This is a genomic window from Marinobacter nauticus (genome assembly GCF_003634635.1).
In the GTDB taxonomy this organism is placed as follows: Bacteria; Pseudomonadota; Gammaproteobacteria; order Pseudomonadales; family Oleiphilaceae; genus Marinobacter; species Marinobacter nauticus.
This window is the reverse complement of record NZ_RBJB01000003.1, coordinates 858,951-871,318: the sequence shown is the minus strand read 5'-3', so window position 1 is coordinate 871,318 and position 12,368 is coordinate 858,951. Positions and strand designations below refer to the sequence as shown.

At 59.4% G+C, this 12,368-nt stretch carries 10 protein-coding genes; 1 reads left to right on the top strand and 9 read right to left on the bottom strand.

What is annotated here, in order from left to right:
• Positions 1-262 precede the first annotated feature (262 nt).
• The gene (gene senA, locus C7436_RS10070) at positions 263-1,597 is read left to right on the top strand and encodes a selenoneine synthase SenA (protein WP_121207729.1); all 1,335 of its coding nucleotides are present in this window, start codon (positions 263-265) and stop codon (positions 1,595-1,597) included.
• Here senA and C7436_RS10065 read toward each other — a convergent pair.
• The 9 genes from C7436_RS10065 to accC all read right to left on the bottom strand — a co-directional run bounded on the left by C7436_RS10065 (position 1,567) and on the right by accC (position 12,349).
• A complete protein-coding gene (locus C7436_RS10065) occupies positions 1,567-3,138 on the bottom strand; it encodes a cation:proton antiporter family protein (protein WP_023009582.1) in 1,572 nt (523 codons plus the stop codon). The two genes, senA and C7436_RS10065, sit on opposite strands and share 31 nt — an antisense overlap.
• A gap of 78 nt (positions 3,139-3,216) precedes the next feature.
• Positions 3,217-4,152, bottom strand: a complete 936-nt coding sequence (locus C7436_RS10060) for an alpha/beta fold hydrolase (protein ID WP_022993101.1) — start codon at positions 4,150-4,152, stop codon at positions 3,217-3,219.
• Positions 4,153-4,255: 103 nt separating this feature from the next.
• On the bottom strand, positions 4,256-5,542 hold the full coding sequence (purD, locus tag C7436_RS10055; RefSeq protein WP_022993100.1) for a phosphoribosylamine--glycine ligase: 1,287 nt from the start codon (positions 5,540-5,542) through the stop codon (positions 4,256-4,258).
• 22 nt (positions 5,543-5,564) lie between these two features.
• Positions 5,565-7,145 (bottom strand): bifunctional phosphoribosylaminoimidazolecarboxamide formyltransferase/IMP cyclohydrolase, encoded by a 1,581-nt coding sequence (gene purH, locus C7436_RS10050; protein ID WP_014422717.1) that lies wholly within the window; start codon positions 7,143-7,145, stop codon positions 5,565-5,567.
• A 104-nt stretch (positions 7,146-7,249) separates the two neighbouring features.
• The gene (gene fis / locus C7436_RS10045; protein WP_011786861.1) at positions 7,250-7,567 is read right to left on the bottom strand and encodes a DNA-binding transcriptional regulator Fis; all 318 of its coding nucleotides are present in this window, start codon (positions 7,565-7,567) and stop codon (positions 7,250-7,252) included.
• On the bottom strand, positions 7,564-8,562 hold the full coding sequence (dusB, locus tag C7436_RS10040; RefSeq protein WP_011786860.1) for a tRNA dihydrouridine synthase DusB: 999 nt from the start codon (positions 8,560-8,562) through the stop codon (positions 7,564-7,566). Before dusB ends, fis begins: the two co-directional genes overlap by 4 nt.
• Positions 8,563-8,770: 208 nt before the next feature.
• Complete coding sequence (locus C7436_RS10035; protein ID WP_121207728.1) at positions 8,771-10,036, bottom strand: DUF3426 domain-containing protein; 1,266 nt, start codon at positions 10,034-10,036, stop codon at positions 8,771-8,773.
• 73 nt (positions 10,037-10,109) lie between these two features.
• Complete coding sequence (prmA, locus tag C7436_RS10030) at positions 10,110-11,006, bottom strand: 50S ribosomal protein L11 methyltransferase (protein WP_022993098.1); 897 nt, start codon at positions 11,004-11,006, stop codon at positions 10,110-10,112.
• Positions 11,007-11,008: 2 nt separating this feature from the next.
• Positions 11,009-12,349, bottom strand: a complete 1,341-nt coding sequence (gene accC, locus C7436_RS10025; RefSeq protein ID WP_227499547.1) for an acetyl-CoA carboxylase biotin carboxylase subunit — start codon at positions 12,347-12,349, stop codon at positions 11,009-11,011.
• Positions 12,350-12,368: the final 19 nt, after the last annotated feature.

Genomic DNA, 12,368 nt, shown 5'->3' with positions numbered 1-12,368 from the left:
GTGAGCTGAATCGGGGCAGGCTATCGTCGTAATAAAGAGATAACCGTCGTCGGTGACTACCGGCGGCGGTTTTTTGTTTGATACTCTCGTCTATCTAAGGCGTATGAAGAACAAGTTCCGAGAGGCTTTCCAAAAATTTGTGGAGCCATGGATGGCGGAACATAAGCGACACATGGATGTGCCGGCAGGAGCGCTTTTTGGAAAGCCTCTCGGAACTTGCTCCTGCACCGAGGTTTCAGGCTGAGAGAGATAAGGTCTAACCATGAACAAAAAAGAGCTTCTGGATGAACTGGAACAGGCTCGCGTCCGCACCGAGAGCCTGATTGTGTCGTTACCGGAAGACAAACTCGAGGTCCCGTATCATCCGGGTGTGAATCCGCCACTCTGGGAAATGGGCCACTCAGCGTTTTTCTACGAGGTCTTTGTCTTCAACCTGTTGGACGGAACACCGAGCTGCGATCCCTCCATGGATGACCTTTGGGATTCATTCCATGTCGATCACAAGGATCGCTGGCGCCGTGATCTGTTTCCCGGCCGGGAGGCCACGCTTCAGTATTTCAATACCATCTACGACCGGGTCGCGGAGCGGATTCAGTCCCGGGGGCTCACCGACCGGGAGCTGTACCTGTACCGCTACGCCATCTACCACCAGAACATGCACATCGAGTCGCTCATCTGGTGTCGGCAGACAGTCGGCTACCCGGCGCCTTTGGATTACAAAGGTGATCGGCCTGCTCCGGGCGAGTCGATCAGCGGTGATGCTCAGATCCCGGCCGGTCGCTGGGTTATTGGCATGCCCGGTGAGTCGCAACAGTACGCGACCGAAGACTTTGCCTTTGATGCCGAGAAGCCCCGTTTTGAGGTCGAGCTGCCGGCGTTTGCCATCAGTCGCACGCTGGTGAGCAACCGGGAATTCCAGGCGTTTGTAGACGATAATGGTTACAGGCGTCCCGAACTCTGGTCGTTCGGCGGCCGCAAGTGGCTGGAGACCGAGCAGGACGTCAGTCTGGACCATGGGGTAAACGAGCCAATGATGCGGTTGCCCCGGCATCCGCTGTATTGGCGCTGGCATGACCGACAGTGGCAGGAGCGGGTGTTTGATCGCTGGCTGCCGTTGCAGCCAGACGCCCCGGTTAACCATGTCAGCTACTGGGAGGCGGAAGCCTTCTGTACCTGGGCCGGGCGGCGGTTGCCGACCGAGTATGAATGGGAAGTGGCGGCGCTGGGCAATAAACCCGGTGAGCCGTTCAGGCGTTTTCCGTGGGGTAATGAGTCACCGGATGCTGTGCGGGCGGATATGGATGCCCGGACCATGGCTCGCAACCCGGTGTCGGATTACCCGGCCGGCGATAGCCTGTTTGGCTGCCGGCAGATGGTGGGTTCGGTGTGGGAATGGACCAGCAACGAGTTCCTGCCCTATGACGGCTTCAAGGTGGATATGTACCCGTTCATGTCGACCCTGCAGTTTGCCACGCACAAAGTCACCAAGGGCGGCAGCTGTGCCACCTCATCCAACCTGATCCGTGGCACCTACCGGCAGGCGTATCTGCCGTTTCGCAGTGATGTTTACACCGGGTTCCGCACCTGCGCCGCCTGAATTCCTGATTTGTCCATAAGGTGACTTGCCAGGGCCACGCCGGTCTCACTCATCGTGAGGTAGGCATCATTGGCGCCGGCTTCGCGAATTTTTACGGCTTCATCGGCATACATGGTGTGCGCCACGATATAGCCCTCGAAGCCGAGCTTGCGCAGCATCCGCGCGGCGATAAGCTTGCCTTCGATGTCACTCATTGCCAGTACCACCGAGTTGAGTTCCGGCATGTGCAGACCTTCCCAAAAGGTGGTGTCTTCGGCGTCTGCAAAGACGACATTGCGCCCATCTTTCTGGTGTTTCTCGGTTTTGGCAGGGTCTGAGTCGATCCCCATGATTCGCGTTTCATGGGGCGCAAGCCAATCGTAAGCCGCAGTGCCTGTTCGCCCCATGCCCATCACCAGAACCCGTGTAGTACCCAGCGAGATAGGTTGCTCATCAGGATGACGTTTCTGACTCTCGAAACGAACCAGCTTGTGGGCAACATGCTCGTAAATACTGTGGGAAAACCGGTTGAGCGGCGCCGAAAATACAAACGACAGGGAAACCGATATCGCCAGCGGAACCAGCCATTCTGGCAGGGCAACACTGGCGACAATGAGCCCGAATTCACTGTAGTTTGTGAGTGACAGCGAGGTGAGGAAGCTACTGCGAGCCCGCAGGCGGAAAGCCAGCAGCAGGAAGTAGAACAGGATGCCTTTGAGTGGCAAGAGCAAGGCTGCTACTGCCGCAAAGATCAGAGCCTGCTGGTCTGGCAGGCCGTCAATGCCGATCTGCAGGAAAAAACCGACCAGGAAGATTTCTTTCACGCTCCAAAGGGACTTGGCCAGTTCCTGGGAACGGGGATGGTTGGCCAGCATGGCACCGAACACCAATGCACCCAATTCCGAACTCAGACCCACGGCCTCAAACCCAAGGCCACCAACCACCAGGGCCAGCAGAAGCCCGAGCAGTACCAGCAGTTCGTCGTGCCCGCTGGCATCCAGCAGCCTGTAGAGCAGCGGCCGGAGCAACGGAAGGCCGAAGACAATGACGGCCCATTCTGAGGGTGTTTTGCCGGCCGCGAGACTCATCACCACCAGTGCAATCAGATCCTGCATGATCAATATGCCAATAGCGACCCGGCCGTGGAAGGCTCTGAGTTCCCGTTTGCTTTCCAGTACCTTGGCGGCCAGTACGGTGCTGGAAAAGGACAGGGCGATCGCCAGCATCAGGGCCGTTGTCCAGTCCAGGTCAAAAAGCAGGTAGAGGCCGGGGGCAAAAACCACACAGGTAATCGCAAAGTGGAGCAGACTGCCGCCGATGACTTCCGGGCTGACAATGGAGCGTAGCTTCAGCTTCAGGCCGACTGTAAACAAGAGCAGCAAAACGCCAAGATGAGCAATGTGGGCCAGTACATCGGTGGGCTCTGCAGTGATGCTGGTAGTTGCGCTGAGGCCGCTGAGCACAAAGCCGGCGGCCAGATAGCCAACCAGCGGAGGCAAACCGATTCCCTTGACGAGAAGGCCGATAACAAAGGCAAAACTTATCCAGATGGCTTCAGGCATGGGCGAATCTTCTGACGACGGAATCCAAAGCTCTGAAGCCTACCTTTTTTTCGGGCCTAGCTGTAGTGGCGATTGGTTTCAGGGCTGCCGGTCGGCAAGAAAGTCCCGGAACAGGGCTGCCGATTCCTCCGGCGCCTCCACCATCGGCGCGTGGCCGATATCATCGAGAATGGCCTTGCGCGCGTTCGGGATAGCCTCAACAAAGACATCGGCATTGCGATAGTCAATTACCCGGTCGAGTTTGCCCCAGACCACCAGAACCGGCGCCTGGATGTTGGTGATGGCGTTGCGGAAATCCGGCTCGAAGCCGGTGTCTCGGATGGCCCGGAAAATGACTTCGTTGACTTCCCGGTTGGCGATGGCCTTTTCTTCCATCACGTCAAAGATCGGCCAGGGCACGAAAGGGCGTTTTTCCAGAGCGAAGTCCAGCAGGCGGTCGAAATCGCCTTCCCGTTTCGGGATGAGCGGGTTGTCGCCATCCATGACCAGGTCCACCAGCTCACTTTCATATTCGAAGATACCGGCGGGGTCGAACAGTACGGCTGTGTGAACCTGTTCTGGATGGGTGGCAGCGTAGAGGGCAGTGATGGCACCGCCCATGGAGTTGCCCATCATGTGGAAGCGTTCCACCCCGAGTTCCTTCAGTATCTGGTGGACGTAATCTACCTGATCCTCAAAACGGTAGCCGATGTCCAGGGGTTTACTGCTGTCGCCATGGCCTGGCAGATCGAGGGCATAGATGTTGAACTCACCCTGGAACTCTTTGGCCAGACGGGTCCAGTTATCCTTGTTGGCGCCGAAGCCGTGGATCAGAACCAGAGTGTCGCCATCGACCGGTTCTTCACTGCGAAGATAGGCAATGTCCAGATCGCCAACGGTGACCTGTGCGGCCTTCAGGCCGGCGCTTGAGCGTTCCCAGTCTATGGCGTTTTCGTAGATGCTCTGGCGGGAGCAGGCGCTGACCAGCAGGGTAACGATCAGCAGCAGGAACAGCTTCAGGTGAGTACGGCGCACAGGGAACTCCTTTTCGTTATGACTATTATTGAATGCCAACACTAACCCATAAAAAAGCCCGGTCAATGACCGGGCTGACGCTGTTACTCGACGAGCCGGAGCCTCAGCTCTGCTCCCGGGCAATGGCCCGGTAGGCAATGTCGTTGCGGTAGAACATGCCGTTCCAGCTGATTTTCTTTGCCAGCTCATAGGCCCGTTGCTGGGCTTCGGTGACGGTGTTACCCAGAGCGGTAGCGCAGAGCACGCGGCCCCCGGCAGTGACTACGTCGTCGCCGTTGAGTTTGGTGCCGGCGTGGAAGACCTTCTCACCTTCTGTTTCACCGTCCGGCAGGCCGGAGATGACATCGCCCTTGTCGTAGCTGGCGGGATAGCCACCGGCAGCGAGTACGATGCCGACAGAGGCGCGTTCATCCCACTCGGAATCGCACGCGTCCAGCTTGCCATCCACGGCGGCCTGGCACAGTTCCACCAGGTCGGACTTCATGCGCAGCATGATCGGCTGGGTTTCCGGATCGCCAAAGCGGCAGTTGAACTCAATGACCTTGGGTGCACCGCTGGTATCGATCATCAGGCCGGCGTACAGGAAACCCTTGTACGGATGGCCTTCCGCCGCCATGCCGTTGACCGTGGGATAGATCACCTCGTCCATGATCCGCTGGTGCACATCGGCAGTGACCACCGGGGCGGGAGAATAAGCTCCCATGCCACCGGTGTTGGGGCCGGTGTCGCCGTCGCCTACGCGCTTGTGGTCCTGGGACGTGGCCATGGCCAGTACGTTCTTGCCGTCGACCATCACGATGAAGGAGGCTTCTTCGCCGTCCAGAAACTCTTCCACCACCACGCGGCTGCCGGCATCGCCAAAGGCGTTGCCTGCGAGCATGTCGCGGATGGCATCTTCGGCTTCTGCCAGGGTCATGGCGACGATTACACCTTTACCGGCGGCCAGGCCGTCGGCTTTGACCACGATGGGTGCGCCTTTTTCACGCACGTAGGCGAGGGCCTCGTCGACATCGGTGAAATTGGCGTAGTCGGCGGTGGGAATCTTCTGGCGGGCCAGGAAGTCCTTGGTGAAGGCCTTGGAGCCTTCCAGCTGGGCGGCGCCAGCGCTGGGACCGAAGATGCGCAGGCCGCGGGCTTCAAATTTGTCCACCACGCCGGCCACCAGCGGGGCTTCCGGGCCAACGATGGTCAGGCCGACGTTGTTCTGCTCGGCGAAGTTGGCCAGGCCGTCCAGGTCCATCACGTCCAGGTCGACGTTTTCCAGATTCGGTTCCCGGGCGGTGCCGGCGTTACCCGGTGCGACAAACACTTTATCCGCATGCGGTGACTGGGCGGCTTTCCACGCCAGGGCGTGCTCACGTCCGCCACTGCCAATAACCAGAATGTTCATGTGTTACTCCTGAGTTCTTCGATCAGTGACGGAAATGGCGCATGCCGGTGAAGACCATGGCAATGCCATGCTCGTTGGCGGCATCGATCACTTCCTGGTCGCGCATGGAGCCGCCGGGCTGAATCACGGCGGTAATGCCGGCTTCGGCCGCGGCGTCGATGCCGTCACGGAACGGGAAGAATGCATCCGACGCCATGACGGAACCCTTCACTTCCAGGTTTTCGTCGGCGGCTTTGATGCCTGCAATCTTGGCGCTGTAGACGCGGCTCATCTGGCCGGCGCCGACGCCGATGGTGCGGCCGGCTTTGGCATAGACAATAGCGTTGGATTTAACGTACTTGGCCACTTCCCAGGCGAACAGCAGGTCGTTCAGTTCCTGTTCGGTGGGCTGGCGCTCGGTAACCACTTTCACGTCTTCCATGGCCACCATGCCCAGGTCGCGATCCTGCACCAGCAGGCCGCCGGTGACGCGCTTGTAGTCCATGGTCTGGGCGCGTTCACCGTCGAATTCGCCGCAGGCCAGCAGGCGTACGTTCTTCTTGGCGGCAACAATCTCGACCGCTTCCGGCGCAACGCTCGGGGCGATAATCACTTCCACGAACTGGCGATCCACAATGGCCTTGGCGGTCGCCGCATCCAGTTCACGGTTGAAGGCGATGATGCCGCCAAAGGCCGACGTCGGGTCGGTGGCAAAGGCCAGGTCGTAGGCCTGCAGTATGTCGGCACCGATGGCCACGCCACAGGGATTGGCGTGCTTGACGATGACGCAGGCCGGGTCGGCGAAGGGTTTGACGCACTCCAGCGCCGCATCGGTGTCGGCTACGTTGTTGTAGCTCAGTTCCTTGCCCTGAAGCTGTTTGGCGGTGGCGACACAGGCTTCCTTCGGGTGGCGCTCGGCGTAGAAGGCAGCGCGCTGATGCGGGTTTTCCCCATAGCGCATATCCTGAACTTTCACGAACTGGGCATTGAAGGTGCGGGGGAAGTCGGCGTTGTCGTTATCCGGGGTACGCCCGCCCAGATAGTTGGCAATAGCACCGTCGTAGCCGGCGGTGTGCTCGAAGGCCTTCACGGCCAGGTCGAAGCGGGTGCTGTAGGTCAGCTCGCCGTCGTTGTCCGCCAGTTCTTTCAGAACGCGGTTGTAGTCGGAGGCGTTCACGACAATGGCAACATCGTTGTGGTTCTTGGCGGCGGCACGAACCATGGTGGGGCCGCCAATGTCGATGTTTTCAATGGCTGTGGCCAGGTCGCAGTCCGGGTTGGCCACGGTGTCCTCGAACGGGTACAGGTTCACCACCACCATGTCGATGGGATTGATTCCGTGCTCGGCCATGATGGCATCGTCGGTGCCACGCCGGCCCAGAATGCCGCCGTGGATTTTCGGGTGCAGGGTTTTGACCCGGCCATCCATCATTTCCGGGAAACCGGTGTAATCGGACACTTCGGTGACCGGTACGTTGTTTTCCTTGAGCAGGCGGAAGGTTCCGCCGGTGGAGAGCAGCTCGACGCCGCGTTCGGTGAGGGCACGGCCGAAATCGACGATGCCGGTTTTATCACTCACGCTGATCAGGGCGCGACGGACGGGGGTGTTTGCCTGGTTTGCCATGGGTCACTTTCTTCGCTGGTCAGATAAGCCGGATTGTAAGCCTGGGTGCAAATAACAAGGGCCTCGCGAACGCATCCGGGAGGCCCTTGTGGGGTCAGGTCTGATTATAGCAGACCGTATTGCTTGAGTTTCTTGCGCAGGGTGCCGCGATTCAGCCCGAGCATGGTGGAGGCCTTGGTCTGGTTGTTGCGGGTGTATTTCATCACCTGCTCCAGCAGCGGGGCTTCCACTTCTGACAGTACCAGTTGGTACACGTCGGTAACCGGCGCGCCATCGAGTTGCTCAAAGTAGTTCTTTAGGGCTACTTCTACGCTGTCACGCAAGGTGACGCTGTTGCCGCTGTGGTTTACCGTGTGCAACTGATGCAGATCATCGTTGGCCGGGGTGCTTAGGGATTGATTTGCCAAAGTCTCAGCGGTCATGCTGCGAATACCTCTCCATTTCGTAAGCCTGCAAAATACTGTGCGATGCTGTCTTTCTGCTCCAGCGCATCATCGATGGCGTTGAAGCGTTGTCGGAACTGTTTGCTGTCATCATGGGACTGCAGATACCAGCCCACGTGTTTTCTGGCGATACGCACGCCCATCAATTCGCCGTAGAAACGGTGCAGTTCTTCCAGGTGCCCGGCCAGAATGCGCTCTACTTCATCCATGGGCGGTTGGGGCAGGTGTTCTCCGGTTTCCAGATAATGAAGAATCTCCCGGAAAATCCAGGGCCGGCCCTGGGCACCCCGGCCAATCAGCAAGCCGTCGGCACCGGTATGGCTGAGTACCTGCCGGGCCTTCTCCGGCGTGGTAATGTCGCCGTTGGCGAACACCGGTATGCCAACGCTGGCCTTGACCTCTGCGATGGTGTCGTACTCCGCGTCGCCGTTGTACTTGTCTGCGCGGGTACGGCCGTGTACGGCCAGAGCCTGAATGCCGGCATCTTCCGCCATCCTGGCGATGACTGGAGCATTGCGGTTGTCTCTGTCCCAGCCGGTTCGCATTTTCAGGGTCACCGGCACATCCACCGCCTTCACCACGGCTTCCAGAATTTCCCGCACCAGCTTCTCGTCTTTCATCAGGGCCGAACCGGCGGCCTTGTTGCAGACTTTCTTGGCCGGACACCCCATGTTGATGTCGATGATCTGAGCACCGAATTCAGCGTTTTGCCGGGCTGCATCGGCCAGCATCTCGGGGTCGCCGCCGGCGATCTGGACCGATCTGGGTTCCGGTTCGCCTTCGTGATTCAGGCGAGTCCGGGATTTACGCGTATGCCAGAGCTTGCTGTCCGCTATGACCATTTCCGATACCGCCAGCCCGGCCCCCATTCGTCGGCATAAAAGCCGGAAAGGGCGATCGGTTACACCGGCCATGGGTGCAACAATCAGCGGGTTGGGCAGGGTGTACGGCCCGATTTTTGCCGTTGGTAGCATGATCTGAGTCCGTGTCACAGCGGGTTAAGCAAAATTCGGCTGGAGCGGTTGTTCAATTTCTGACCGCTCCGGTCTCCGAAGGGCGGTAATGATACCGCCGGGGGCAAGCTGATTGAAGGGGCGAAAGCGTTAAAAAATTGATTATTTTTCGCGCTTTCTGGTTGACTTTTGCGCTGTCAACTGTCGACCCGAAGGCTATTGATTCGCATCAAGGCGCCCAGGGACGAAAGCTCAGGTTGTAGTTGACGGCATCCCGTCCGGGGTCGCGTATCCGGATGGCGATCCGCACCGGCGTCTCTACCGGCATGCTGGCAAGTTCTGCGGCCTCACCGGCCAGGTACTCTTCTGGCGTAAAGGTGCTTTGGGCCACCACATCGCCATTGAGGTTGGAGAAGGTCAGAGCTATCGCCGGGAACGGCTGCTCAAAGCCGGCGCGGTTGAGAATCACGGCATCGACAATGAGTTGATCCCGGTTCTCCGGGTCGGTACGCACCACCAGTTTACGGCTCTGGATAGCCTCGACATTCACCAGGGGTTTGAGTTCGCATCCGGCAATCTCGCAGCCCTTCTCGTAGAACGGTCGGAGCTGGGGGATGGCAGAAAGCCGGTCAAACTGGTACCAGGTAACCTGGGCAATCAGTACGCCCAACAGGGACAGCACCGCCAGTGCCCAGAATACGGTTCTGAGCCGGCCTCCGCCGTTACCGACGGATACAGGATCCCGTCGCAGGTCATGGTAGAGGGTGTCTGGCGCCGCTTGCTTGCGGGTACGGCTGACAATCGGGTCGCCCACGCGATCGTCATCCGCCAGGCTGAGGTCCGTGATATCCGGTTCCGTGGACGGCTCCGCTGAAGAGGTCTCCTTGGCGGGTAGGGTTGTTTCATCGGACTCGCTGTCCTCACGGCGAAGCGGCTCCGGCCGTGTTTCGGCAGCAGGGGACGTCTGAGGCGATGCCTGTTCCGGTTCGGGCTGCGCCGGGGCAGGGCGCTGAGGCTTCGCTGATTCTGGCTGAGCCGATGGCTTCGCGGGCTCGTCGTCGTTGAGCATGGCTTCGGCCCAGCTCTCGTCGATATTCTGGTTTTCCGGCGTCAGGCCGTCGTCGCTGAAGCCGGATTCCTCGGGCTCGTCGAAATTGCGGAAGCTGTCGCTGAGCTCATCATCTGAGAACGTCAGTTTGCTGCCGGCATAGCGGCCTTCGGTGGCATCTTCCTCGGGGTTGTCCGCAAAGATCAGTTCCTCTTCATCGTCGAACCGGCCGGGCCTGGGTGCTCCGGTTTCAGAGCCAGATGATGAGGGCGACGGGCGGGCCCCGGCATTATCTTTGCCAGAGACCACCTGGTGTTCGACCGCATTGAAAATCTTCATGCAGTTCCCGCAGCGTACCTTGCCCCTGGCGACGCTCAGCTGTTCGTCTGTTACCCGGAAACGGGTCTCACAGTTGGGGCATTGGGTCTGCAGGCTGCTCTGGGTCATGCTTCGTTCCTGAAAGCTCGATCTCTGGTCGATCACTACGATGGAGGCAGTTTAGACATAAACGCCTGTGTCGTCATCCGTCCTTGCGCCGTCCTGTGAGGCGTATCCAGTCTTCCTTCTGTTCCGGTTCGTCCATGATGAACCAGGGCTCATAGGCTTCCATCACGTCACGGGCCTGATTGAACAGGATGCCGGACAGTACCAGATCCCCGCCGGGCCTGGTCAGTTCGGCCAGTCTCGGTGCCAGGCCGATCAGCGGCTGGGCAAGGATATTGGCCAACATGATATCGGCTCGGGTGTCCGGATCGTTGCCGGGCAGGTACAAATCCAGGCGGTTATCTTCAACGCCATTCCGGCGGGCGTTGTCACGGCTGGCTTCCAGGGCTTGGGGATCGGTATCCACGCCAACGACATGTTCTGCCCCCAGTAACAGGGCGGCCAGGCCCAGAATGCCGGAGCCACAACCGTAGTCGGTCACTTGCTTGCCCGCGACATCCTGGCCGTCAAGCCATTCCAGGCACAGCGCGGTGGTCGGGTGGGTGCCGGTGCCGAAAGCCAGGCCGGGGTCGAGCAACAGGTTGGCGGCGTCCGGATCTGGCGCCTCGTGCCAGCTGGGCACAATCCACAGGCGTTCACCGAACTGCAGCGGGTGGAAGTCGTCCATCCAGGCCCGCTCCCAGTCCTTGTCTTCCACCAGGGTAACGTCAATGTCGGCCAAAGACTGTTGGGTCTGCTGGTGCCAGGCGTCGCGAATCTCCGCCAGTAACTGTTCGATATTGCGATCAGACTGGAACAGGCCAGTGACGGTGGTCTGGCTCCAGAGGGGGGTGGTGCCCGGGTCGGGCTCGTACAGCGGCTGGTCGGCGGCGTCTTCCATGGAAACGGCATCGGCGCCCATTTCCATTAACAGATCTTCCAGCTGATCCGCAGTGTCCGGATCAGCTGGAATCTGGAGTTGTATCCAGGGCATGGTTAATCCCGCATCAGTTTCTCAAGGTAGTGGATGGTGAAGTCTACCTGTTTAAAGCCACCATCGCGTACCAGTTTTCGATGCAGGGGTTGGTTGGTCTTGATGCCCTCGACCAGCATTTCGTCCAGCGCATTCTTCATGCGCCGGCGGGCGATCTCCCGGTCGTCGCCCCAGGTAATCAGTTTGGCCACCAGGGAATCGTAATACGGCGGTACGGTGTAGCCGCTGTAAAGGTGGGAATCCACGCGGATGCCGTTGCCGCCAGGAGCGTGGAAATGACTGATCTTGCCAGGGCTGGGCACGAAGGTTTTCGGGTCTTCGGCGTTGATCCGGCATTCAATGGCATGGCCGGAAATGTGGATCTGGTCCTGGCTGTATTGCAGTGGCAGACCGCTGGCAATACGCAGCTGCTCGCGCACAATGTCCACGCCAGTGACCATCTCAGAGACCGGATGCTCAACCTGTACCCGCGTGTTCATTTCAATGAAGTAGAACTCGCCGTCCTGATACAGGAATTCGAAGGTGCCGGCGCCGACGTAGCCGATTTCCTTGCAGGCATCCACGCAGGCCTTGAGCGTTCGCTCGCGGGATTCCTGGTTGATGTTTGGCGCCGGCGCTTCTTCAATGACCTTCTGGTTGCGGCGCTGCATAGAGCAGTCCCGGTCACCCAGATGGATGACGTTGCCGTGCATGTCGGCCAGAACCTGGACTTCCACGTGGCGTGGGGTTTCCAGGAACTTCTCCAGATACACGGTGGGATCGCCGAAGGCATTCTTGGCTTCGCTCTGGGTGATCTGTACTGCTTTCAGCAGGGCGGCTTCAGAGTGCACCACCTGCATGCCTCGGCCACCACCACCAGAGGCCGCCTTGATCATCACCGGGTAGCCAATCTGCTTCGCCAGCTTGAGGGTGCGTTCGTCGTCGTCCGTCAGCGGGCCGTCGGAGCCGGGAACTGTGGGTACGCCGGCCTTTTTCATGGCTTCGATGGCGGACACCTTGTTACCCATCAGGCGGATGGTCTCTGCACGGGGGCCGATAAAGCGGAAACCGCTTTTCTCGACCTGCTCAGCGAAGTCGGCATTCTCGGCCAGGAAACCGTAACCGGGGTGGATACCCACCGAATCGGTCACTTCAGCGGCGCTGATGATGGTCGGGATATTGAGGTAGCTGTCTGTGGCACTGTTTGGGCCAATGCAGACAGATTCGTCGGCAAGGCGAACGTGCATCAGGTCGCGGTCTACCTGGGAGTGTACCGCAACGGTTTTGATGCCCAGCTCCTTGCACGCGCGGAGAATACGCAGGGCGATTTCACCGCGGTTTGCGATCAGAACTTTTTCTAACATGGCCATGGTTAGCAATCAC